The sequence below is a fragment of the Mesorhizobium loti genome (assembly GCA_014189435.1).
GTDB lineage: Bacteria > Pseudomonadota > Alphaproteobacteria > Rhizobiales > Rhizobiaceae > Mesorhizobium > Mesorhizobium loti_G.
The window spans coordinates 4317390-4341733 of the sequence record CP050293.1 but is presented as its reverse complement, the minus strand read 5'-3'; the positions used below and the strand labels follow the sequence as shown (position 1 = coordinate 4341733).

The 24344-nt window shown below is 61.8% G+C and carries 15 protein-coding genes and 1 pseudogene; 3 read left to right on the top strand and 13 right to left on the bottom strand.

The window, feature by feature from the left end; translation table 11 throughout:
• Positions 1-10: 10 nt before the first annotated feature.
• The 7 genes and pseudogenes from HB777_21155 to tagH form a co-directional block, all read right to left on the bottom strand.
• Positions 11-2404, bottom strand: a complete 2394-nt coding sequence (locus tag HB777_21155) for a M23 family metallopeptidase (protein ID QND66173.1) — start codon at positions 2402-2404, stop codon at positions 11-13.
• Entirely contained in the window at positions 2401-2811 is a 411-nt protein-coding gene (locus HB777_21150; protein ID QND66172.1) for a DUF1036 domain-containing protein, read from the bottom strand. The genes HB777_21155 and HB777_21150 overlap by 4 nt, the downstream gene beginning before the upstream one ends.
• Before the next feature lie 105 nt (positions 2812-2916).
• Positions 2917-5388, bottom strand: coding sequence for a protein kinase (locus HB777_21145; protein ID QND66171.1), 2472 nt, complete (start codon positions 5386-5388; stop codon positions 2917-2919).
• The gene (locus tag HB777_21140) at positions 5385-6167 is read right to left on the bottom strand and encodes a serine/threonine-protein phosphatase (protein QND66170.1); all 783 of its coding nucleotides are present in this window, start codon (positions 6165-6167) and stop codon (positions 5385-5387) included. The genes HB777_21145 and HB777_21140 overlap by 4 nt, the downstream gene beginning before the upstream one ends.
• Positions 6168-6326: 159 nt before the next feature.
• On the bottom strand, positions 6327-9890 hold the full coding sequence (gene tssM / locus HB777_21135; protein ID QND66169.1) for a type VI secretion system membrane subunit TssM: 3564 nt from the start codon (positions 9888-9890) through the stop codon (positions 6327-6329).
• A 22-nt stretch (positions 9891-9912) separates the two neighbouring features.
• Positions 9913-11424: a type VI secretion system protein TssL gene (gene tssL, locus HB777_21130; GenBank protein ID QND66168.1), complete on the bottom strand. Its 1512-nt coding sequence runs from the start codon at positions 11422-11424 to the stop codon at positions 9913-9915.
• A gap of 302 nt (positions 11425-11726) precedes the next feature.
• Positions 11727-12778, bottom strand: a pseudogene (gene tagH, locus HB777_21125) (type VI secretion system-associated FHA domain protein TagH).
• A 248-nt stretch (positions 12779-13026) separates the two neighbouring features.
• Between tagH and tssI the strand changes: the two are divergent.
• The 3 genes from tssI to HB777_21110 are packed head-to-tail and all read left to right on the top strand — an operon-like array spanning position 13027 to position 16135.
• The gene (gene tssI, locus HB777_21120; GenBank protein ID QND66167.1) at positions 13027-15354 is read left to right on the top strand and encodes a type VI secretion system tip protein VgrG; all 2328 of its coding nucleotides are present in this window, start codon (positions 13027-13029) and stop codon (positions 15352-15354) included.
• A gap of 8 nt (positions 15355-15362) precedes the next feature.
• The gene (locus HB777_21115; protein ID QND66166.1) at positions 15363-15788 is read left to right on the top strand and encodes a hypothetical protein; all 426 of its coding nucleotides are present in this window, start codon (positions 15363-15365) and stop codon (positions 15786-15788) included.
• Positions 15788-16135, top strand: coding sequence for a hypothetical protein (locus HB777_21110; protein ID QND66165.1), 348 nt, complete (start codon positions 15788-15790; stop codon positions 16133-16135). The genes HB777_21115 and HB777_21110 overlap by 1 nt, the downstream gene beginning before the upstream one ends.
• On the opposite strand, the gene HB777_21105 is transcribed toward HB777_21110, so the two are convergent.
• Genes HB777_21105 through tssM (HB777_21080) form a run of 6 tightly spaced genes read right to left on the bottom strand, consistent with a single transcriptional unit; the run spans position 16132 to position 24343 of the window.
• On the bottom strand, positions 16132-17166 hold the full coding sequence (locus HB777_21105; GenBank protein QND66164.1) for a hypothetical protein: 1035 nt from the start codon (positions 17164-17166) through the stop codon (positions 16132-16134). The genes HB777_21110 and HB777_21105 overlap by 4 nt on opposite strands.
• On the bottom strand, positions 17163-18152 hold the full coding sequence (locus HB777_21100; GenBank protein QND66163.1) for a DUF4150 domain-containing protein: 990 nt from the start codon (positions 18150-18152) through the stop codon (positions 17163-17165). The genes HB777_21105 and HB777_21100 overlap by 4 nt, the downstream gene beginning before the upstream one ends.
• Positions 18152-19174, bottom strand: coding sequence for a 3-oxoacyl-ACP synthase (locus tag HB777_21095; protein ID QND66162.1), 1023 nt, complete (start codon positions 19172-19174; stop codon positions 18152-18154). The genes HB777_21100 and HB777_21095 overlap by 1 nt, the downstream gene beginning before the upstream one ends.
• Entirely contained in the window at positions 19171-20283 is a 1113-nt protein-coding gene (locus tag HB777_21090) for a DUF2169 domain-containing protein (protein ID QND66161.1), read from the bottom strand. The genes HB777_21095 and HB777_21090 overlap by 4 nt, the downstream gene beginning before the upstream one ends.
• Positions 20283-20810, bottom strand: a complete 528-nt coding sequence (gene tagF / locus HB777_21085) for a type VI secretion system-associated protein TagF (GenBank protein ID QND68850.1) — start codon at positions 20808-20810, stop codon at positions 20283-20285. The genes HB777_21090 and tagF overlap by 1 nt, the downstream gene beginning before the upstream one ends.
• Complete coding sequence (tssM, locus tag HB777_21080) at positions 20807-24343, bottom strand: type VI secretion system membrane subunit TssM (GenBank protein QND66160.1); 3537 nt, start codon at positions 24341-24343, stop codon at positions 20807-20809. The genes tagF and tssM (HB777_21080) overlap by 4 nt, the downstream gene beginning before the upstream one ends.
• Position 24344: the final 1 nt, after the last annotated feature.

Here is a 24344-nt window from a genome sequence, read left to right as displayed (position 1 = left end):
ACAGGCAGGTTCAAAGCGTATTCTGAATCGAGCTTATGACGGCCGTGACGGCTTGTTTGTATTTTTCGAACTCCGGCGATGTCTGGCGGATTTCCGTTGTGCTGGTTGTCTGCTGGCTGGCGTCAGTGGCGACGCGAGCAACCTTCTGGCCCATTTTCCTTTCTGCCCAATCCACGACGTAGGCGGCGGTCTTGCCCGTGAGAAAGGGGTTGGCTTGAATGACGGCGGACCCGAGCACGGCGCTCAATTGCGCCGAGCCCGACGCCGACAGCACCTGATGCGCGCCTTCCATGCCCAGGAAATGGCAGAGATAGAGCCGGCCGGCTGTGATTTGATGGCCGCGTGCGCGAAGATAGGCTTCGCCTTCCCGCGCCAGATTTCGCACCATCTCGCGCGAGATCGTGGCGTCGTAGCGCAGAGCGAGCAGGTCGGCGGTTGAGAGTGTTCGTGCAAGCTCTGGGCGGTAGGTATTCATCATCCGGATCCAGGTCTTTGTGATGAACTGGCCGGCGCCTGTCGCTGAAGAATTCGGGTTCTTGGCGCGGGCGCTGCCACCACTTTCGACATGAACGATGCGCTCGGTCAGCGTTTCGACAGCGACATCGCCGGAATTGCCAGAATTGCCAGTATCATAGGCGGCGACCGTGGTGACCGTCCCCAGCGGATCGATCGCCTCGCCATTCTGATAGAGTTCGAAATGCAGATGCGGTCCGGTCGACAGGCCGGTGGTGCCGATATAGCCAATGATGTCACCGGCCTTCACCTTGGTGCCGACACCGCTTGCGATTGCGAATTTCTGCATATGCGCGTAGCGCGTCTCGCGTCCGTTGGGATGCGTAATCTTCACCAAATTGCCGTAACCGCCGCCGTCGCCCTGGAAGGTGATCTCGCCGTCGAAGGCGGCTGCGATCGGCGTACCCACGGGGGCCGCCCAATCGACGCCCTTGTGGATGCGAACCACGCCCAGAATTGGGTGCTTGCGTGGGCCGAAGGTGGACGTCATGACCCCGTTGACCGGCGTGACCATGCCATTGGTGACCGTCAGCGAGCGAACCTGATCGTCGCCGGTAACGCATGCAAACTGACCGTCACTTTGCTGGAAGACGAAGCATTCGAGGCTCTTTTCAGTACCCTGCACACCGACATACAGCACGCGTCCGTCGGTCTCGCTCTTGCCGCGCGGCGTTTGCGAATAGATCAGGACAAGGCGCTGGTCCTCGCTGGCGAAGGCGTCCAGATCCTGTCCTCTCGACAGGTACATGATCGCTTCGCCGATCACCCCGGTCGGAACTTTGTTGCGCGCCGCCGTCGAATAGATTGCGTCGAGCAGCCGATACTGCCGCTTGTGCGTGCCTTCCTCCGGTGCGCCCGAATAGTTGAACAGATCTTCGCGGACCCAGGGATCGACACCCGACACGAAGGCGCCCGCGGCGTTGCGCGTCAGCGTGCCGACAAAGACGTTCTTGGCGTAAATCGACACCTGCATGAGCGACATTGTCGTGGTCTCACGCGTCGGCCTGAAACCACGCATGGCGACGACATAACCGGGTTCCAGGCCTTCCCGGTTGAAAAGCGCCTTCAGGGCTTCGCCCGCCAGCTTGGCGTCCTCGGCGGAGAAATGCGCGTCGAGCGCAACACTGTCCAAACTGCGGTCGTTGAGGATTTTCACGAACGTGTCTTCGGTCGCCTCGAACCGCCGATACTCGTTCGTGACGGTTGCGACACTCGTGTTGTTTTCGATCTGCGTCTTCTGGAATGCAGGCAGGGCTGCCTCGCCGGCATCGATTGTTTCACCCCAGCCGGCTTCGGGATCGTCGGTGCCCATCGGCTGTCCCGCGGCCGCCGGAGCCTCGTTGGAGGCAGGCGAGGGCTGAAGATCGTTCTGCAGGTCCCCCGCCGGTGGCTGAAGATCGTCCTGCAGATCGTTGGACGGCGGCGGAGCGGTCTGCCGTTGCGCCTGGAAGAATGCGAAGTCTTCCTGTGTCGACGGTATCGTCGTCATGAATTTTTCGCTGGCGCTGAGCATCACATCCGACAGGATTTCGATCTGCGGAGAAACGCCGGCCTGATCGAGATCCGCCGGCCTCGCGATCGCATGGCCTTTCGAGGTGGTGTCGGCGTCAGGTGCAAGGGTGATCCACATCGGATCGCCGGCAAGGTCGATGATGGCAGGCACATAGACCGATGCATCGGCCGGCACGTCGTCCACCCCTTCGACCGCGTGGAGTTCTTCGTCTTCGTCGCCGAACGACCAATAGTCCGCGGTGAGGTAGAAGCCCACGGCGATCGACACCACGACAATCGCGGCAAGACCGGCAAGCAGCCGGCGCCAGAGCTTGCGTCTGCGAAGCGCAAGGCGCGCCTGCTTCTTCTGCTTGAAGCTCGTGTCGATGCTGTGCGTCACGGGCTGCTTCCGGTCAGGAAGAACGTCCACCGCACCTGTTCAAGCGTATCGACTTCGAGAAATTGCGCCGCGATATGGCCGCGCTGCCAGCATTCGTCGATGCCACGGATCGAGAAACGCCGCCGCTCGATACACATTTCGGTCGATCCGGTGAGGATCGCATGGCCAAACACGTCCGTGGCATAGATGTAGATGTAGCGGTTCGTCAGTTCCTCGCGGATGACGTTCACGCATTGATTTGCGCCGATGGTCCACCAGCCGTCGGTCTGGTCCGCATTGTCGATCTTCTGGCCGACTGCGAGATTGACGACGTCGAGTGTCTGGTTGCAGACCGTGAATTCGGCTCGCGCTTCGCCCGAGGACAGCACGGCCAGCAACGCGGCGCCCGAGATGACCGCAAGCTTCATGCGGGCCGTCAGGGCAAGCAGGGCTCGAACCGGATCACGCCGCTTTATGGGCAGGTCGGCAGACGGGTGGGGCAAACACGAGCAGCGTTCCATCGGGCGCCCATGCTATCCGCCGAGCCGGAAATACTTGGCAGTGGCTGAGAACTGAGATCCGTCGGTCTCGATTTCCTCGAGAATCTTGGGCAGCAGCACCGAGGCTGGCGTCGGCGCGGAGAACGCAGCCGCTTGAATATCCTGGGGTCCCGTGATCACCAATATGATTTGAGGCACAGCCTTTCCGGCAGCCTTGTCGGCGGCGCCGAGGCCAATCGGGATGCTGAAGGTAGCCTTGTCCGATTGCGCGACGATGCGGTCGTCGAGATTGAACACCATGCCTTTGTGATCGATCAGCAGCACGCTGGAAATGAGCCCGCCACGCGTCACCAGCGTGCCGCTGATCGGCGTGCCGTTCGGTACCGATGTCCGGTCGAGAACAAGCTGCGGCTTGTCGGCGCCAGTCTGCCCCAGAAAGCGCAGAAAATTGGTGACTTCGCATTGGCTCGGCTCAATAAGACGGACGCTGATGTCAGGCTCGACATGGAATTTTGCCTGGAAATCGCCAAGCATCCGTTCGAATGGCTGGACCGCCGTTCCAAAGCCTTCGATCGCGGCGGCCGTGTCGGTTGACGAATTCATGGTCGCATAGAAACAGTCGCCGCCGCCGAAGTCGCGAACCCAGGAGACGCGCTGCGCGATGTCGTCGACGGCCGGGGGAACCGCTGGTTTGGGCACGTTCAACGCGACGACAGGTTGGTCCGGCTGCTTGGTTGCGGGTGACACCGCCTGTTGGCTCTCGGCGTTCGCGACATCCGTCTGGCTTGCAGTGGGTTTGGGCGCCGGGGCGGACGCCTTCGGCGCGACCGGCTGGCCGATCTGCTGTTCCGGCTTTGGGCTCTCCACGACCGCTGGCTGGGCCGGCGATGTCTTTTCGGACGGCTGCTGCGCGTCTGTTGCCGATGATTTCGGAGGTTCCTCGGCTTGCGTGGGGACGGTGGGCTTCGCCGGCTCCGGCGTTTGCACGGCCTTGGCATCTGCCTGGCTTCCAGCCGGCGGCAGGCTAGCTTCTGTTTGCGGTTGCGCTTCCGGCGGCTTCGCGGGTTCCTCGGTCTGCGAAGGGAGTTCGGCCGGCTTGGCCGGCTGCGGCTTTTGAGCCGCAGCCGCATCCGGCTGGTTCTCAGCCGGCGGTATGCTGGCCTCCGGCTGCGCAGGCGGAACTGGCTTTGCTGGCTCAGGAGCGTTCGCGACTTTGTCCGTGGAGGTCGGCTTTGGCGTTTCCGGTGCAGGCTTTGATGGTTCGGGTGCGGAAAGCGATGTCTTGCCGGCAGTCGGCGTCGCCGGCGTCATGAAGCCGCTCACATACAGGCCCGCGCTTGAGGCAACCGCCAATGTCGCCAAGGCAGCGATCGCGATGGTTCGGGTCCTTGTGGGTTTCTTGGGCATCTCCGCCATGACCGCGCGTGGCGGGCCGGCGACCGGCGAAGGCTGTGGTTCGGACAAATGCGCGGGCCGGACATGCGGGACGAAGCGCTGCTCGCCCGGGCCCGTTGCAGTCGGCGCGTTGTGTCCCGCGACATTGGATGGCTGGGGCTGGCCCTTGGGATCAGGAGCAAGGGTTTGCCCCGCTGGTGGCAAAGCCGGCCGGTTGCGGGGTGTGATGGACGTCGGCGGCGTTGTTCCTTCGTCTTCGCCACGCGTCAGCCTGGCGATATCAGCCATGCTGACCGGCCGGTCTCGCGGATCCGGTTGCAGCATGGCTTCAACAATGTCACGAAAATCGTCGTCGATGTCGGAGAGATCAGGCACGGCGCGGCGCTTTTCGATGATCTCGAACTGCGATCCGCTCATGTCGATCGGTTTCCCGCGCAGAGCGGCAGCCAGCACCAGCCCAAGGCTGTAGATGTCGGACTGCTCACTGACGTCGCCGCTGTAAAGCCCGAGCTGCTCTGGCGAAACGTAGTTGTACTTCCCCGCGAACTTCCCGCCGATCAGCGTCTCCCCGCCTACGGTCGCTGATCGCGCGATACCGAAATCGATAATCTTCGCGCGGTCGACCCGGCCCCCTGGCAGGATGATGTTGTCCGGCGACAGGTCGCGATGGATTGCTCCCGCTTGATGCACGGCGCTCAGGCCGGATGCGAGGCGATGGCAGAGCTTGCGCACCTCTTCCGTCGGCATCGGGCCACGTCGCATGATGTCGTACAGCGACTCGCCGTCGACGAATTCCATGGCAAGGTAGGGACGGCCGATCCCGGGATCGATGGTGAAGACGTGGTACCGCACGACTGCATCATGCGACAAATGGTTGAGGATCGAGGCCTCCTTGCGGAACAAGGACAGGATCGTCTGGTCGCGGGCAAATTCGGGCAGGACGATCTTGATAGCGACGTGGTCTCCGGTCTGGATGTTGTGGCCGCGGTAGACCTCGCCCATGCCGCCGAACGCGATCCGCTCGTCAAGTTCATAGATGCCGCTGAGCTGCGTGCCTACGGCGGTATTGGCCACCTGCGGCGATATTCGCGTCTTGTCGTCGGCGCTCATCGGCCTTCGCCCTCCGCTCCGGACCAATCAGGGTGGAGCGATTGTCCGTTGCGCCCTTTTTTGATCTTCACCAGCACGATGGTGACATTGTCCGTTCCGCCCCGCGTCAGCACCGTCTCCAGCAGATTTTCGCACGCCGCCTGAGGCGTCGCCGACACGACGGCGGCCTCGATCTCCGCGTCGGTGACATGCGCCGTCAGCCCGTCGGTGCTCAACACAAAAATGTCCCCCGGCATCAGTTCGCCTTGCTGGAAATCGATGACGAATTCGTCGCTGACGCCGACCGCATGCGTGATGACATTGCGGCGTGGCCAGGTGAGCGCTTCGGCTGCACTGATCATGCCTCGATCGAGGAGTTCCTGCACTTCGGTGTGGTCTTTCGAAATCTGCGAGATCGAGGCGTTGCGGATCAGATAGATCCGGCTGTCGCCCGCCCACAGGCAGGCAAACCGTCCGTCCATCGCCAACAGGGCGGCGACCGTGGAACCGATTGTTATGCCGCGAGATTCCGATATGCCGCGGATCTCTGCATTGGCCCGGCTCAGCCTGTCCTCGAAGCGCGCCCGCAAATCCGGCGCGGAGCTTGCGATGCCGATCGTGGCCAGATGGTCGACAATGCTGGCCGATGCGACCTCTCCGGCCTCATGCCCGCCCATTCCGTCGGCCACCGCCCAAAGGCCGGTTCGTGGCTCGAGCAGATAGCTGTCTTCATTGTGCTCGCGCACACAGCCCTTGTGGCTCACGCCGAAACTTTCAAAGGGAAGGGCGACATCGTTCAATTTGCCACCAAGCGCTTCTCAAGCGCCCTCCACGGCGCACCGCCAGGCGCCCGCTCGAGCCACTTTGCCACAGGCTCGAACATTAGAGTATCGAAATTAAGGTCTGGATGCCTGAGGCTTATGCAGGGTGTCACCGTATTGAAAAGCGCGAAGCCCATCTCAAAACGCCTTCGGACAGCTGAAGCCCGAAAGTGCGGGAAGCAAGAAGGGGTTGGGGCCGGAACCAGTCTGGATCGTATAGGTGACGTCGCGGCCGCCGATCACGAAGCGCGCTTCGACATTGCTGTCGCTGCCGGTGACGGTCGCCTTGTCCAGCAGCCGCTTCAGCGCCCACGGCCCCTCGAACTTGATGGCGGATTCGCGGCCCGGCATTTCCGGCGTCAGGCTCAGGCTGGCGGACCCGGAGGCCGTGCCGTTCGGCCAGGTCACGGTGCTTGGTGTGTTGCCCGCCTGGTTGCTCTGGACGGTCTGGCCGTCGACATCGAGCACCGCCGCATCGGCATCGCCATGCAGAGAGAACGGCGTGAAGGTCACGCTGACCGAGGGCACCGAGCCGCCCTGGGGAAAAAAGGCACTGCGGATTTCGGCCGCCAGCTGGAAGTTTTTCAGCGTCGACTTCGACAGGTCTCGCCCGAAGCGCGCATCCTGTTTCCAGCTCCAGTCCTGACCGGTCATGTCGATCAGCGATGCGAGGTTCTGTGCGAAGAACCGGTCCATCAGCCCACCCGGAGCGAACAGTTTGGCGAAATCCGCCATCGCAATGTCCTCGGTGCCGTTGCCGGAGAAAGGATAACGGCCATTGACCGCCGTCTCGCAGGGCTGTGTGACCGTCTGGTCGAGCATCTGGTTCAAATTCGCCACCGAGGTCTCGGTGACGTTGCCTTCAAACTCGTCCGCCGTCGCATTGACCATCCGGCCGAGTTGCTTGGGCAGTCGCGAGACATTGGCGCGAAGGGTGGCGATCTGGAGCTGCAGGTTTGCGTTGACGCGTTCAGTCTGGGAGGGAACGTCGGTCGCCAGTTGCAGGCTCTGGTAGATATCGCGGAAATTCTGGGTCAAAGCATCGATCGGGCGGTGTCCGGCAGGACCGCTCACCAGGGCCTGGAACGACCTGAATTGTGCTTCGATATTGGCGCCTGGATTCTGGTTTTCCGCGTTTGCGGATCCTGTGCCGGCACGGCTTTGCGATTTTCCGGTGGCGATTTGAATGCCGATGCGAGCCAGACCCTTGGCCATGTTCGCGGCGTCCTGTGGCTGGCCTTGAACCGTGCCGCCTTCAACCCCGGTGCCGGTGCCTTTGCCGGAAGCAGCGTCCCGCGTCAGAGCTGTTTCGTCGGCGATCGCCGTAAACAGCTGTTCGATCGGCGAGGTTGGCGAGGCGACGGCGGAAAGCGCGATATAGTGCGGCTTGTCCTTCAGCATCGCTTTGAACTTCAAGCTGTCGAGAACGCTGTTCCAGGCCGTTGCGAACTCCTTCCCATAGCGATCGAGAAGTTCGGGGCCGAGCCTGGGCAACTCCTGGTCGATGCCGCCTTGCTCACCGCCGCCACCGAGGACCCACTGGTCGTCGACGAGCGTCTGGGCAATGCGGGAGAGTTGCCCGAGATAGAAGGTGTTGAAGCCGGCATGGGTATAGAGGCCGGGAACACGAAGGCCCGACAGATCGCCGCCATCGACACGCTCGAACAGCAGCTGCGCCTCCGGCCCGCCTTTCAGGGAAACAGAAAAATCATCCAGCGCTGCCGCGTACACCGCGGATTTGACCAATGCCGAGGCACGGTCGGCAAGGCTCATGCGCCCGAGCGAGCGTTGAGCGGCTTCGACGAGCGGCTGGTTGAGTTGGAAAACCGGATCATAGGCATCATCCAATGCGAGCATGGCGCGCAGGTGCTTTTCGAGCTGCTCGCGTCCTTCGCGGTTGTTTTCGCCTGGATACCGGTTCTGTTCCCAGTCCTGCTTCATCCAGGAAACGATCAACGCGTCGTCGACCTTCGGCGCCTTGCCGCCAAGCATCAGGTAGATCTTCAACGGCTCGTAGAGCGCGGCGGGATCAGCCATCCTGGCCTGGATCGTCCGCTCTGCCTGGATCAGCAGGCGCGATCGGAACATTCGTTCCAGCGCTTGCCGGTAAGCGGTCTTGGATGCCGAAAGAAGTCTCTCCCTCTGGCTGAGGCCGAACGTCTCCTCGATGGGTGCCGATACGTCACCGGTCTCGTATCCAGCCGGCAGATCGCGCAGCTGGTCGAGCGGGCCAATGACGTTTTCGAGGTCTACATCGGTGACCTCGGTGCTTTTGAGCAGCGCGTCCGCCGTCTGGCGATACTGGCTCATGGCCTGCGTGGTGGAGGCGATCAGCGACCTGTTGGTTGTGAAGCTCAGGGCCAGGGTTCCGAGGACCGCCGCCGCGATCAACGCGATGGCGCCAAGGCCGGCGAATCTGGCGATCGCCGCACGTCTTACGGCTGATTTGTCATACGAAACCCATCCGGATTCGGCAAAAATGACGCCCGTCAGCAGGTCGTGCAAAAAGAAGCTTTTACCGGTTCCGGAAAGATGCGCGCGGGGGTTGCTGCCGAAATTGCGGCCGATCGCGCCCAACACCTGATCGATTGGCGTTCCCTCTTGCGTGCCTGAAGAGAAATAGAGTCCGCGCAGGCTGACATTCACCTGGCTGCGGGTCGGATCGAACAGGCTGGCGATGAAATCCGTAATTCGCTCCTTCAGCGCGCCAAACTGCGCCGGAAAGCCAAAGACGGATATGCGCGCGACCGGATCAGTCTCTTCCTGAAGGCGGTCGGGCATCTCCTCTGCCAGGCGTCTTGCCAGTGCATCGAATTCGGCCGGGGCCTCGGCGGCCATATTCCTGTTGCGGTCCGTGGTCTGGAATGTCGCGCCCCAGACCTTGCGCCGGCGTGGCTCGTCGAAGCCGCCGAAGTAATCCATGAACCCGGAAACCAGGTCGGCCTTGGTGAACAGCAGGTAGACCGGAAACTGGATTTTCAGCGTCTCGTGGATTTCCCGCAGACGACTGCGTATCTCAACGACATGAGCGGCAAGCTGCCGATCGTCGAGGCTGACGAGATCGGCAAGGCTGATGGCCAGGATGACGCCGTTTATCGGTTGCCGTGCGCGGGCTCTCTTGAGCAGCGACAAGAAGGCGAGCCAGCTCGTCTTGTCGCTCTCGGCATTGGAATCCTGCGTCGTGTAGCGTCCGGCGGTGTCGATCAGGACGGCCTGGTCGGTAAACCACCAGTCGCAGGAGCGTGTTCCGCCGACGCCCGCAACTGGCTGGGCATCACCCGAACCGGCCAGCGGAAAATTCAGACCCGAATTGACCAGCGCCGTTGTCTTGCCGGCGCCGGGCGGGCCGATGACGACGTACCAGGGGATCTCATAGAGGAAGTTGCGCTTGCCGCTCGACCGCTTAAGCGCCGCCACGGCCTCATTCATGCGGGCTTCGAGCACCCGCGAGTCGTCATCGCGGTCGTCATTGTATGCGACCACGGTTTCTAGCTCTTTCTGCGCTTTTCTCGCTTGCCAGAAACGCAGGCCGTAGAAAAGCGCGAGCGCTGCCACGATCACACCAATGATAGTGGCGCGCAGCCAGGCAGGTCCGAGAGGACGGGTATCGGCGAAGCGGATCAAGGGTCCGGCAAACCACACTGCCGCCGAAAAACCGGCCAGCGCGATCATGCTGAATATCCGCAGCAGCCAACGCGTCATCGGCGCTTCCAACCGGCCGTGCTCACAATGTTTCCTCCTTGGCGATCATCACATCGACACGGCGGTTCCTGCTGCGGCCTTCCGGCGTCGCATTGTCGGCGATGGGCTCGTCCTCGCCCTTGCCATCCACCGTTAGCCGCGAAGGATCGCTGAACTTCGGTGCCATCATTGTTTCGACAGCCTTCGCCCTGGCGACGGAAAGATCGAAGTTGGACTTGAACGGGCTCGATTTTCGCGGCTTCACATTGTCCGTATGACCGACGATCCTGATTGGTCCGCGCTCGGGTTCCAGGGCGGCTGCGATATCGGCGGCAATGGGCTGGAACTCCGGCTTCGCCTCGGCCCTGCCGGACTGGAACAGCAGGAGATTGTTGATTTCGACCACGATGAAATCGCCCTTCGTGCCGATGGTCAGTCCGCCGCCTTCGACTTCCTTGGCCAGTGCCGAGCGGATGCGATCGATCTGCGTGGTCGTGGCGGCGGGTGGGACGACTTTCGCCGGCCCCGCCAACGGCGCCACGCTGGCCCGTTCGATGGCGATCGGCGTCGATGGGGTGAGCGCCAGCAATTCATCGGCGGCAGCGTCGCCTTCGTTGGTGATGAAGACCCGCAGTGCGAAGAATGCAGCAGTCAGCAGCGCTGACGCAGCTGCCGCGACGACCCAGAGCGGCAGGCGTGTCGACGACTGCGTCATGGTCGACGCCAGGCCCTGCCAGCGGGGCGAGATGTCCACGTCCGCGCGTGCCCTGAAAAAGCGAAGCGTTTCGTAGACGTCGCGCCGAACGCGTTCGAGATTGCTGTCTTCGCGCGTCAGGCCCCGGTACTGGCCCTCGAACCCCAGCGACAGGCAGACATGCATCAGTTCGAGCAGATCGTAATGTGCCTCGGGACTGGCCAGGACCTTGTTCAGCGCTTCGAAGAAGCCTGTGCCGCTAGGCTCGACGTGAAAGAACTGCGACAGCATGCTGTGCTGCGCCCAAGCGTCTTTCCGTGGCCAAGGCAGGTTGTCGATGAGATCGTCGGCGGTTTCGCAGAGGACAAATTTCGCAATCCGCGCATCCTCTTCGGCAACACCTGATTTCTCGACTGTCCTCTCGAACCTATCGATCGCCTCGGAGACATGTTCGGCCAACGGCTCGGCTTGTTTCTCGACGGGGATAAGCCTGAGTTGGCCCAACAGCATCAGCAACGGTGCGGCCGCGGCAAGGATCGGGTTTGCCGCGGAATATCTGACACTGTCCGTGGCATTGAGCAGGGTCTCCTGCCGCAGGGCTGACGTCGGCGCCGCCGCGGAAGCGCCGCCGCTCGCCACGGCGGCAGGAGCTCCCTGATAAATCACGGTCCCAGATGTCCAGCCCGGCGGGGTATGCCGGCCGACGCCGGGATCGAACACGGTCGAATCCTTGATCTGCGAGGCCTGCCCGCCATCCGCGATGGGCTCCTGAGGGACAGGCGCCGGTTTTCGCTCACGCCGTGGAGGGGCGCGAATGACGGTCTTGCCCGCCGGGCCGAAGGGATCGTCTTTCGAACTCATCGCCGATCATCCGCAGATGCCCGGCGCCTGCATTCTTGCCCGACAGGCGCAAAGCGGCTCTTGGTCAGGTAAAGCAAAGACGAGCCCTGCCGACCCTGGCAGTGTCCGCAGGAAGGTCGGCTACTACTTACTATCCCGCCGAAAGATGACATTTGCCGCAGACCCCCAGGTCGATCAGCCTTACCCGCTTAGCGAATTGTCGTGTGCGATCGTAATCTCACAAACTCTCGATTGAAACCGGATGCCGCGCACCGAAAAGGTTTTCTTCGCCGACTTCAGTCTCGCATCGTCTTTTGATGGACCTATTTCTGCTTATCGGCCTTGGCATAGGCTTCGCTGAAATAGGCCAGGAATATGTCCAGCATGCCGTTCTCGTGGGCTTCCTCCATGGTTCGCCATGTCGCGACAAAAGCGTCCCAGGCCAGGCCTTTCTTCGACGAGAACGATGTAGGGGGAGTTTCCTTCCGATCGCCTCGGGCGACAGGTCGTCAAGCAGCCGCGACAGCGCAGCTTGCATGGCGGCATAGGTGGCGAATTCGTGCGTCTTGAGATCGCGGAATGCATCTTCGATACTGCGCCTGGCATCAAGATAGCCGGCCCTGCGGCGGGCGAACATGATTTCGAGAATGTCGTCGGTTCCCGGGACGAACTTCAGGGGATTGTTGTCAGCGGCGCTGATCATCGTTCGTTGTGTGCTCTTGGCCAGCATTTTCGCGGCCGCGCGCGCTTTCAAAAGCATGGTCAGTTCCTCGACCACTGTCCGCAGCACCGTGCCGATTTCGGCGGCGACTTCATGCGGGTCGCGCGATTGAAGCAATTCCGGCGAGATGCCGGCCGCGATCGCGATTTCCCGCAGCACTTCGTCTCTTGTCGAGGGGAGAGGCGGTTGCGACGAGAACGCCGGAGCCGGAACCCGCTGCCCGGACCGTTGCTCCGATGGAATGAAGAACGGCTCGGCCGCGAATTCCAGTGGCCGGCCTGTCGCGGCCGGCATTTCTCGTTGTGTCGAACTGTGGCTGGGATGACCTGTCGAGGCGCGCTCGTCGTCGATCGATACGAAGATAACATAACGGCCGATCAGCATCCGGTCGCCGTTGGCCATCCGATGCGGGCCGGTCATGCGCTGGCTCGATCCGTTGATGTAGGTTCCGTTGCGCGAGACATCGTGCAGCCAGAACGCGCCTGCCTCGTAGCGGACCTCGCAATGCCGCCCCGAGATGAACTTGTCAGGGTCCGGCAAGGTCCAGTCGCAAGCCTCGCGGCCGATTTCGAAGCTGCGATCCCGCGCCGCGTAACCGGTCGAGATGCCCGCAGGCAAGGCGTCGACATTGTTGATTTGCAGGCTGATATACATCCAGGATCGCCGTCGAACGCTGATCGATACTCCACATTCTAGCAGTTTGCACATCCCACAGGACAGGGGCGTTTCGAGCCGATGCATCGACAGCGCAAGGTTTTTCCGCTGTGCATCCTCTTTGGTCGGCCGGACAACATGTGGTAGGCTCAACATAGCCTGGTGCGGCGGGCCTAAAAAGTTCCTGGACAGACGCGGGAACTTCAAATCCACCGCGCCGGCGGCCGCGTCCAGGAGGGGCACGACCCATGCCGAACGAACGTGCCACGGTTGTGCAGACACCGGTTGGCGCCGAGCTGTTGACCTTCACGCATCTTGTCGGTCGCGATGAGATCAGCCGTTGTTTGGCCTATACGGTCGGGTTCGTCAGTCCCAGCCCCGATATCGATCCGTTGAAAATGCTGGGCGGCGTGGTTTCGGTCGAAGGTGAATCCGATCCGAAACGTTGGTTCAGCGGCCTTGTCTCCGAGTTTCGCCTGACCCGCATTGAGGACCGACTGGCCTACTACGAAGCGGTCATCAGGCCATGGCTCTGGTTTCTCGGCAACACCACCGATTGCCGTATTTTCCAGAACAAGAGCGTCGTCGACATCGTCAAGGACGTCTTCAAGAAATACAGCACGGCGGAGTTCGATCTGCGTCTGCAGGGATCCTACCCTCCGCGCGAATACTGCGTGCAATATGACGAGACCGATCTGGATTTCGTCCAGCGACTGCTCGAGCATGAAGGCATCCTGTATTTCTTCGAGCATGACGAGGGCAAACACACGCTTGTCCTGACCGATGCGATGAGCAAGCTGAAGCCGGCGCCGGGCTACGAGAAAGTACCCTACCATTTTGAAGGGCAGGGCTCCCGGCGCGATGTCGAATACATCACCGAATGGATACCGGGCAGTTCTGTGCGCCCGGGCGCCTATGCCCACACCGATTATGATTTCAAGAAGCCGGGCGCCGACCTTATGGCCAAGTCGGCCCAGCCGTTCGGTCACAAACTGGCCGCCGGCGAAAACTATCGCCAGCCAGGCGCGCATCTCGAAGTCGGTCGGGGCGACAACCTGGCCGCGATCCGGCGTGAGGAAATCCAGGCCGTCCACCAGCGCATCGCCGCGGTCGGCACCGTGCGCGGCCTTTTTTCGGGCTGCACGTTCAAGCTGGATGGCTTTCCGCGCGAAGACCAGAACCAGGAGTATCTGGTGGTCAGTGCCGAATACAGGCTGTTCGATCCGGGATACAGAAGCCATACCGACGTCGACAGCGAGAACTTCAAGGTGATCCTCGGCGTGGCGCCGACCGCCTTGCCCTATCGTCCGCCGCGCATCACGCCACGGCCGATCATGCGCGGGCCGCAGACGGCAACGGTGGTCGGTCCGTCAGGCCAGGAAATATTCACCGACAAATACGCACGGGTGAAGGTGCAGTTCCACTGGGACCGCCTGGGCAAGAAGGACGAGAACAGCTCCTGTTTCGTGCGGGTCTCACAGACCTGGGCCGGCAGCGGCTGGGGCTTCATCCAGATACCGCGCATCGGCCAGGAGGTGATCGTCGACTTCATCGAAGGCGACCCTGACCTGCCGATCATCACCGGCCGGGTCTACAATGCCTCGCAGATGCCGCCCTACGGGTTGCCGGCGAATGCCACGCAATCCGGCTGGAAATCGAACTCCTCGCTCGGCGGCGGCGGCTACAATGAGCTGATGTTCGAAGACAAGGCCGGCTCCGAACTGGTCAATTTCCAGGCGCAGAAGGATCACCACCTTCTGATCAAGCATGACCGCACCAAGCTGGTGCAGCACGATCAGTCGGACCGCATCGACCACGACGCCAAGCATTCCGTCGGCCACAACCTCGATGAGGACGTCGGCAACAACAAGACGGTCAAGGTCGGCGTCGACCAGACCACCAATATCGGCAACAACGACACCGAGACGGTGGGCGTCAATCGCTCGCTGACGGTGGGGTCGAACGAGACGATCAACATCGGGTCGAACTCCACCGAGACAATCGGCGCCAATCACACCCAGACCGTCGCGATCGTTCAGACGGTGAGTGTCGGAGCGGCGCGGGTCGATTCGGTCGGGGCATCCGAGACACGAAGCGTCGGTGCGGTACAGTCGAATACGATCGGCGCGTCGCGGAGCGTCACAGTGGGCGCAGGGCAGAGTCACGATATCGGTGCGTCGGATGGTTGGAATATCGGTGCTAGCCAGAGCGTCCAGATCGCCGCTGACCAAGGGATTAAAATTGGTGGAGCGCACAACACCGAGATCGGAAAGACACGCACGACCAAGGTCGGCGACGACCAAACAGGCGAGGTCGGCGGAGCCTATTTGCTGAAGGTTGGCAAAAAGAGTCTGACTCAGGTCGCCGACGACATGACGATTGCCGTCGGCAAGAACATGACGATCGAGGTGAAGGATAGCATCACCCTCAAGTGCGGCAGCGCGACGATCACCATGAAGAAGAACGGTGATATCGCGATAAAGGGCAAGGATATTTCCGTCACCGCTTCGGGCAAGGTCGATGCGAAAGCGTCGGGCAATATCACCATGAAGGGCTCGAAAATCCTCCAGAACTGAGGCTAGGCATGAGCACTGTTATAGAACGGATCGACGGCGTGGTTATTGGCGTTTTCCTTGGCTTTGGAGAAAGCGGACCGCTGGTTGTATTTCACGGCAATCCGGAAGAGGCGGCATTGCCCGCGCGCAGCTTGGCAGAACTGCATTTCGACATGATTGGCTCGGAAGTCGCGCTGCTGTTCGAGAACGGCGACCCACGCAGACCGCTGATTGTCGGCAGAATTGTGGAGCCGGCGAAGAAACAAGCGGAAACCAATGTCGTCCGCGACGGCGAGACCGTGAAGATTACAGCGAGCGAGCGGCTGGAACTGCGTTGTGGCAAGTCGGTGATCATTATGGAAAAGGACGGCCGCCTGACCATTCGCGGAACCTATCTCGTTAGCCATGCAAGCGCGGCCAATCGCATCAGAGGCGGTTCGGTGAATTTGAACTGATGATGAAGGCTCCTGTTCTCAAGAACATCGTACGCCAGCACGCGGAAATGGCGGCGCACCTTTGGAATATTTACGATCATCACCTACTTCACCCGGACGATAACCCGGACATGGACGAGGAGCGCCTGTCGCGGCTGGTCGAGCGTCTGGAGGCCCACCTTGATGGGCTTCGCACTGCGGAAGAAGCAGGGCGCGAGATCGCACAAGCGCTCTACGCCGAGTTTCCCGAGGCGGGGGAACTTTTCGTGCTGAGGATGCTGAGTTCAAGCCAGCCGCTCAAGGTCGTGACCCTCGATCTGCAACGGGTTCGAGCATACCTGGCCGCTACCCTGCCGCAACAGTCCTAGCCAAGGACAGGCGTCAGAAGGCTCCATGAGGTGCCGTCATAGAGTTGAACGACGTTCCTGTGCACGGCGGCCAGCCCCGCCGCCGAAGGCGAGACACTGAGGCAAGACGTATCCTGCGTCGGAAGCGGATCGGGAAAATCGACGAGCGTGTTGCCTTGCAAGACGAAAAGAGAGTCATCGTTCAGCACCAGCGGACGCCCGTTCCACTGTTTGACGTCACCCCATCCGTCCTGAGGTTGCTCCGTCGCAAAGACCTCCTCGAACGACCGAAACTCGCTCGTGCGCCAGATGGTGCCGGTGGAGACGAAGATCAGCCAGCTTGATGCACCCTCGACAAGAATGGGCGCCGCTATGCCTTCGACGTCAAACTCGTTCTCTGTCCATGTTCCGTTGAACATGCGAATGGTCAGGGTGTCGTCGCCGACCGCAGCCAAAATGAGCTCGGCCAAGCGGTCAGAATCGTCTTCTTCGTCAGCAGCTTCGATCTCGTCGGTGTCTTCGTATTCGGAAACATTCAAACCTCCGAAGACAAAGCTTTCTGGGGCAGGGCCAGGAGCCACCGTGAGGAGTGAGGGTGGGCTAGGCGGCATGCCGGACAACGGACGCACGCCAATGTCCTCCCATCCCGAATCGACGCGCCGACGGTAGACCTGGCCGCCGAATCCCATTGCAAAAAGCCATCCGCTCGCCTCCCCCAGAGTGGTCATACGGCCGAGACCGCGGGAGTCGTCTCGCGAATATCCGGACCCCGGAACAATCTCGGGCTGGGCGCCGGATGGCGTCAGGAAATAGACGAGTCCTTCCGCGGTAAGGCATGCAGCTTGACCCAGTGCTGCCCAGTCGGCGGACAGGCAGATCATGGACGCGATCTCCTCAAGGCCCGTGAGCTCATTCAGCACGATCCGGTCGCCCTCTGCGCGTCCGACGGCAACCACGGATTCGTCGTCATCGGCATCGTCTGTTTCAACCAGGAGATAGAACGTGCCGCTGTCATGCAGGACACCGCCAACAAGGGGAGCTTTGTCGGTCATTGATTGTTCATCCTTCCGGCAGCACTGCTGCTTACATTCGACAGGCTCTTTTCCGCTCTGATGTCGGCGTTCTCGATGTCTTTCGTTGCTTTCTTCACTTCCTCGACCGCCAATTTGTAGCAGTCCTCATCCAGCACGCCCTTCTTCACAAGCTTTGCCAGGGACGCAAAAGATTGCCGTCGAACTTTCTTGAGTTTGGCGAGCCCGCGATTTCTGGACCCTCTGTTGCGGCTGGTTCCAAGCTTGGTGAGCTTGTCGTCCAAGTCAGCGTGAACCGCAAATTCGCCCGCCGCTTTGCCAGCCTTCGTCCCGCAATGGTTCTGCGGTGGAAGACAGATACAGATACCCTCTCCGTGCGATGGGAAACCACTGTCCTGGTCCATTCGGATGTTGCGCGGCGTCTTCTGTCCACGGACTTTCACACGTCCGGAGCGGAAGCAGCGATCGGGAATGACATGGTGGAACTGCCCTGGTGGGTTCTGGGCGGCACATTCGGCCTGCTTCTCGGCATACTCGCCGACGATGCATTTCATCTGGTTTGGCGCACCCGGCGCACCTGGCTTTCCGATCTTTACGCTAGGCGCACCACCTGCCGTCGGAGATGCATGGTCATTGCTTGAAAGGTCTGAGAACCGACTGATCGGCTCGGCGTCCATCTTGACGTTGCCAGACCAAGCATGGGCATACTCCTTGCCCTTGTTTACCGATGTGATGAGATTCTTCTTCGGCGCACAGCCGGCTTCGTTGCCGGTACATTGGGTGTAGTAGGATTTGTTCTTCTGCGTCACGGTCTGGCCGCCGATCTTGACCGTACCGGTGCCGTTGTCGGTATCTCCGTCCATGCCGAATGTCGGATAGGGGACAGGTACGCCGGGGGGCGTAGCCGGCGTCTGAGGCGGAGTCATGCAGACATAGGGAAACGCCGCGATCACTTGGTTCGCCTGCGCCTTGCAAGCAATCTCGAGTCCGTTCGCGAACACCGTCATCAGGAAGGCCTCGCCCCCAGCAATGCCGCGCCACAGGCGCCGGCATCGCTGGATGCTTCCACAAGAACCGGGTTTCCAGCCTCATAACCTTTCTTGGCGGCCATCCATGCCATGCCAAGCATCAGCGGCCCCACGGCCGCGCCAATATTTCCAACAGATTCCGCAGGCGACCACAAATCCTGGAACTCGTGCCGCTCTCGCAGCAGCCGGATGCTGGCCAGTGCCGTTTGCTTGAACCAATACTGCTCGCCTATCAAATCCGAAATCCGGTATCCGAGGCGGTTCAATTCAATGCCGGCCTCGTTGAGTGCCGTGCGATACGCGCTCGTCATGCCGTCCGCGCGAAACGGCAGCTCATTGCCATCGTAGATCGGGGCCGGTTCGCGCGACAGGCCCAGACCATACAGGCCCAAGCCGCGACCCTGGGCGCGCGTGCACAGCACGGCGGCTGCCGCCTCCCCGGGGATGAAACCATTCGGATTGTTGGAAATGAGCAACCGATTGTGGCTGAGATAATGGTCGATCGACAATGATGTCAAATAGCTGTCGACGCCGGCGATCATGACATAGGGCGCTTCGCCGGCGGCGATCAACCGTCTTGCCCGGTCAAGCGCGACATGGCCGGAGGGGCGGCCGTGCGCGATGATAGACGGCCGCGGGTTGGCTTCGAACTCGCCGATTTCAGCGATTCGGCGCACCAACGCGGAGGGATCCCAGTAGGGGCAACCGGGACGGTCCGCTTCGGGAAGACACAGGATCAGGGCTGTCCCGCCACGCGCCTCGGGCACCGCCTCGAAAGCCTCACAGATGGCCCCTGCCGCCAGATGTGCAATGCGGTTCTCGCCGACCCAGTTGCGCGGCAGAAGCACCGGCGCTCCGACCAGCCACTCTCCGCTTGCATCGACAAATCTGGTTTCCTGAAATCCGTCCAACCTTGCCCGCATCGCGGCGCAACTGGACGGCGCGTCCAGTCCGACAGCCGTCACCATTCCGACCGAGACAATATCGAGGCTGGCGCTCATGCGGCTTCGGCCTCCCCATGATCGTCCCGTGCCGGTAGGTCGAAGGTGCGGATGTAGCGCTTGCCAGTTGCTTTGGCGCGTAGCATTCCCCTCGTCGGCGGGCCAACCCAACATTCGGAGAAATCCAGGATCGTTCGATGAATCCGCTGCGACACGCGCCACACCAATGAGAACCTTTTGTGTTCCGGGTCGAGCAGGATGGTGTCTGGGTGGATACGCCCCTCGAAAGCCTTCGCGCGACCCTTGAACAAGGTCATCGGCAACGCGGTGTCCGGCAACCTGAAACCTACCCGGCCCTCGGGCGTAAGGTTGACCAGTTGCACCTCTTCGCCGCCGCGCGGAGTGTCGATCTGCTGGTCCGGCGGCGCCATCTGAAAATAGCGCTCGTCGAAATCCTGCGGCAGGAAAGGGAAGACATTGTCTATCCAGTTCTGGTCGTAAGTGCCGCCATGTTCGATCCGGCCCGGCCAGCCACGGCCCATCGGACCAAAGCTCATCGGCTTGTAGTCGCCGAAGGGTGAGCGCACTTCCTCGCCAACTGCCTGGGTGTTCGGCAGCCGCAGGCCTGGAACAAGGCGCTGGTTCCTGGCACGCGACCAGCCAGTTCCGACCGGGTTGTATTTATAGCTGGCGGGGAGCTTGTCCTCCGGATCCAGCCTGTCGACACCACCCCAGGCGACGTCATAGGAAATGGGCATTTTCAGGAAGGGTTGCGGTGACGTTGCGGTAAAAACCGGACCGATGGAGCGCCATTCTCGGTGGCCGACAACCTCGAACAGTTTTGACCAATTGCCAACCTTGATGCCAACCGGCACGCGCTCCGCCGGACGCCCGCCCGGTGCGTAGGCGCAGCCATTGGCGATCACGTCGCAGCGTGGCTTGCGGAAGGCGAAGTCCGTCTCCCACAGCGTGGCCGAGTAGCCAGGCACGCCGGTTTGTGTGTCGGCCATCACAAGCGGCATCTGTTCCGCCGATTTTTGCACCAGTCCGCCCGGCTTGGCGGGGAAGTCAAACGTGCCTTTGACGACCACGACAATCCACTCATGGCCGGCCTTGTCCATGCCCATGGTGAATTGGTGCGGATAGCCCATCTGGTTCCAGATCAGCATCAGCCGGTCTCCCAACTGCCGGCGAAAATCTGTTCCAGCGTCGTCTGTGGCGATTGCGGATCGACGTCGAAAATATCCGAACGGGCCGTCCACATCACCATGCCGCTGATGATCTCGTCGTCCGGCTCGACAGTCGGCACCGGCAGTTCGGCCAGCGCGGCATCGAATTCGTCGGGCGTCAGTTCGCCGTGCTGGGCGGCGAGGGCCGCGCCTTCGATCCCGGCAAACCACGCCTCGGCATCGGCCAGCCGAACCGGGGCTTCAGCAAGCCGCGCGACGACGGTCAAAGGGAATTGCCTGCCAACTCTGTCGGCGCTTTGCACAATGATGCCCGCCGATGCACCGAAGCAAGCCGGGCCAGCCAGGAAGCGCAGCGCGGTTGTGCCTGGCCAGAATTCCGAGCCGAACAGCGGGACGAGATGCTGCGCCAGCCAGCGGTCCCAGCCGCGAACAAAGTCGCCCGTCAGTCGCCGCGTCACGAAATCGCCGGTGGCGGGCATTTTTCCGTAAAAGCCGGGCAGGTTCATATCTGCGGCGGACATGAGAATTTCTTGAACATCTGCAGGTTGTAGGGATTTTCGACGCTGGCGGCCTTGAGCTCGAAATCGGCGTACATGCCTTTCGTCCCCAGGCGCAGGCTGTAGACATCGGACAGCGAGGTCCCGGTGAATCGGCCGCTGCGCAGCATCCTCAGCCACGCCCAGCTGCCGGTCTCGTTGAGCATGATTTCAGGTGAGCCGTCGATGGGCTGGAAGGCGAGGGAGATCACTCCGGTGCCGTCCTTGCCGGGCCAGGTCATCGGTTGCGGACGCGTCGCGTTGTTGAAGTAGACGAGGGTCTGGCCATCGAGATTGAGCGTCACGCGCGTGACGTTCGGAGACAGGTCCTTCGGTTCGAGCGTGAAGCTCATCACCGGTCCGGTACCACCGGGAAAGAGATCGTCGCGGATATGCCTGGCCTGCTCGAACGCCGCCAGCGCCGAAGGATCGAGGCCGAAATCGGCGCGCCATTTCCATGGCTGGCTGGTCGTGTCGACATAGTTGATCAGGTGGTCATTGATGAAACCGTCGATCAGCCCGGCCGGTCCGAACAGCCTGGCGAAATCACGCACATTGACGTCCACCGCGCTGTCGGGACTGAATGGATAGCGCTCGTTCAGCGCTGCCTGGCAGAAAGGCAGTATGTCGGCTCGCCAAATGGCGTTGAGCTCCGAAGTGACCGCTTTCTGGGTCAAATTGCTGGTGTCGCCGGCAATCCCGCCCAACCAGTTGTTGATAGGGTCGGGCAGGATCTGTGCCTGCCTGGCGACCGCACCCGTCAGTTCGGCAAGGCCGCCCTGCTTCTTGATGGCATCCTGCGGATTGGGGTTCGCGGTGACCGTCTGCAGAACGTTCGAAAGCGCGGTCAGCGCGACAACGGCGGCATCGAGTGCCGGCGGCTGGCCATCGACCTCGGCAATGGTGCTCTTGAGCGGTTTGAAATGTTCGGCCACCAGATTGCCAGTCAGGTCCACCTCGCTGGCTGATCCGGCGCGGGGCAGCAGTTTGGCACCGCTCGTCGCCAGCTTGCCGAGCTTGCCAAGCTTGCCAAGCAGTTTGGAGGCGCCCTTGGCCGCCGCCTTGTCGTCGGCGGGCGCCTCATCGGAACGCGTCAGTTCGGTCTCCTGAACGACCGCCGTCAGCAGCCGCTTCAGGGCTGAATCGGCACTCGAGAGATCCTTCAGATTTTCGCTGGCGACATTGAGATCGGTCAGTGGCGCGAGCCGTATGTCGCGCAGGAAGCCGTCCCATTGCGCGATGTAGTCGTCATAGTAGAGCTTCAGAATATCCTCGGACAGCGCCGAGACCGAGGTTTCGGAATTTTCCGAGCAGCCGCCGGCGAAAACCGCACGATCGAGCGCAGCCTGTGCGGCGACATCGTCGATGCGGTCGAGAATGGCGTCGTGGAAGCCGGAATAGGTGAATGCTCCGGAAATGCCCACCCGAAGTGTCTTGTCGGAACGCCGCGCAAACACCTTGCCTCCGTTGGGGCCGGCAAAATTGGCCGGGATCCAGTCCTTGAGACCGGCCACCTCCGGATCGGCCAGCAACTGCTTGTAGGCGCGCGCCGGCAGCGAAATCGTGCACACCGTTTTCAGCGCTTCGGCAACCAGGGCCTGGTCGGGCTCGATATAGCTTTCGTCGACCGTCATCCGGCGGATGGCGGCAAGCTGATGCTCTTCGGCATCGGCGGTCGGAAATGGCGCCGCGGCTGCGAATTCGGGCAGGCTGTTCACCCACCAGTTCTGGGCGAAGTCAGGGTCCATCTGCGACAGACCTGTCATCATGCGATAGGTCTTGAGAGCGCCAAGCATGAAATCCGGATCGCGGATCTGCCGCCACATGGTGGCCTCGAGAAGGGCCACCATGTGGGGCTCAAGCACGTTGCGCAGGGCGTGATCGTACGTGTCGGTCTGGGCCCGCACCAGTTCCGCCGAGGCCGATGGACCCAGCAGATCCTGGGGCGCCCCCGGCGGGACTGTCCGGGCGCTTGCGACCGCGTCCATCGCCTCGAGCGCGCCGTCGATGGCGGGCTGCTGCACCGACGCCGAATTTGCGGCAACGGAGGTCAGCGGTGTCTGCAGCGCCTCGAATTGGCCTGCCTGGGCCGTGATCGCGTTGCGGTTGTCAAAATAGGACCAGGTGAACAGCCCGCCGGCCAACAAGCCCGCCGCGGCACAGGCCGCTGCCGCCCCGCGCCAGATCCAGGCCCGGCGGCGTTGCGCCAGCGGGTCGAACGTACCGAGGCCTGCTTCCTTGAAGATGACTTCGGTGAGCAGGTTCTTCAGGAAGAAGCTGCGTTTCTCGACCCTTGGTGCGGGCAGGGCCCGCCGTGGCGGAAGACCGAAGGACGATGACAGCGCCGCGGTCAGCCGGTCGATGGGTGCGCCTTCCTGGGTCGCCGATGTCAGATAGAGGCCGCGCAGCCACGCAGCCTCCTCATACCGGCTTTCGCCGAACATCGCCTCGACCAGCACCTGGATCGGTTCGGACAGGCTTGCGAGTTGGGCAGGAAACCGGAAGATCTCTGCACGGGCGGCGAGTTTTTCCTCATCCTCCAGGCGCGGCACCAGCCGCCGCTCGAGTTCCGTCGCCAGCGTCGAAATTTCGCGTTCGATGGTCTTGGCGTCCACGCGCGCATCCAGCGCGAAGGTCGTTCCCCATACCTGCTCGCGCGAGGCGGTGGACAGACCGCCGAAGAAGGCCTCGAAGCCCTTGATCAGATCGGCCTTGGTCAGCATCAGATAGACCGGAAGGCGTATTTCGAGCCGGTCGTTGAGCTCGGCCAACCGGCGGCGGATCTTGCGGCCGTGCGTCTTGATCGCTTCGTCGCCCTCCGAAAGCACATCGATCGAAAGCGCAACGATCACGCCGTTGAGCGCGCGGCGGCCGCGATGCTTCTTCAAAAGGTCGAGGAAGCCCAGCCATTCCGCCGCGTCGACATCGGGCTGGCTCTCCTGCTGGACATAGCGGCCGGCGGTATCGATCAGAACCGCGTTTTCGGAAAAGAACCAGTCGCAGTTGCGCGTGCCGCCCACCCCTTGCAGGTCGTCGGTGAGGTCGATCGGAAAATTCAATCCGGACTGGCGCAGGGCCGTGGTCTTGCCGGTGGCCGGCGGGCCGACGATCACATACCAGGGCATCTCGCGCAGAAACTTGCGTCCGCCGAGCTTGCGGCGCTTCAGTTCGGCCATCACCTCGGCGAACTTGGCGCCCACAGCCGCGACGTTCTCTTCGCCGGGGCTCAGCTGCTTTTCCACCGCGGGCGCGGCAATTTCCGCGACGAACATGCGGTTGGCGCGGATTGCCCGGCGCTGGGCGACGATCAGCCAGATCAGCCAGAAGATGACCAGCAGCGCGATGATGACGATGCGCACATTTTCGGAGGCGAACGGTTCATAGGGACCGACCCTGACGATCGGACCGAACACCCAGATGACCAGGGAAAGCAGCGTGATGCCGATCAGCGTCCACAGCCAGCGCGATGTCAGAACCGCCCAGAGGAAGCGCAGGATGAACATC

Coding starts and splice junctions, on each gene's coding strand:
- HB777_21090 (QND66161.1), bottom strand. CDS start 20,283: ATGCTGATCTGGAACCAGATGGGCTATCCGCACCAATTCACCATGGGC.
- tssL (QND66168.1), bottom strand. CDS start 11,424: ATGAGTTCGAAAGACGATCCCTTCGGCCCGGCGGGCAAGACCGTCATT.
- HB777_21100 (QND66163.1), bottom strand. CDS start 18,152: ATGACGGTGTTCGCGAACGGACTCGAGATTGCTTGCAAGGCGCAGGCG.
- tssI (QND66167.1), top strand. CDS start 13,027: ATGCCGAACGAACGTGCCACGGTTGTGCAGACACCGGTTGGCGCCGAG.
- HB777_21105 (QND66164.1), bottom strand. CDS start 17,166: ATGACCGACAAAGCTCCCCTTGTTGGCGGTGTCCTGCATGACAGCGGC.
- HB777_21110 (QND66165.1), top strand. CDS start 15,788: ATGATGAAGGCTCCTGTTCTCAAGAACATCGTACGCCAGCACGCGGAA.
- HB777_21115 (QND66166.1), top strand. CDS start 15,363: ATGAGCACTGTTATAGAACGGATCGACGGCGTGGTTATTGGCGTTTTC.
- HB777_21145 (QND66171.1), bottom strand. CDS start 5,388: ATGAGCGCCGACGACAAGACGCGAATATCGCCGCAGGTGGCCAATACC.
- HB777_21095 (QND66162.1), bottom strand. CDS start 19,174: ATGAGCGCCAGCCTCGATATTGTCTCGGTCGGAATGGTGACGGCTGTC.
- tagF (QND68850.1), bottom strand. CDS start 20,810: ATGAACCTGCCCGGCTTTTACGGAAAAATGCCCGCCACCGGCGATTTC.
- tssM (QND66160.1), bottom strand. CDS start 24,343: ATGTTCATCCTGCGCTTCCTCTGGGCGGTTCTGACATCGCGCTGGCTG.
- HB777_21150 (QND66172.1), bottom strand. CDS start 2,811: ATGAAGCTTGCGGTCATCTCGGGCGCCGCGTTGCTGGCCGTGCTGTCC.
- tssM (QND66169.1), bottom strand. CDS start 9,890: ATGACGCGTTGGCTGCTGCGGATATTCAGCATGATCGCGCTGGCCGGT.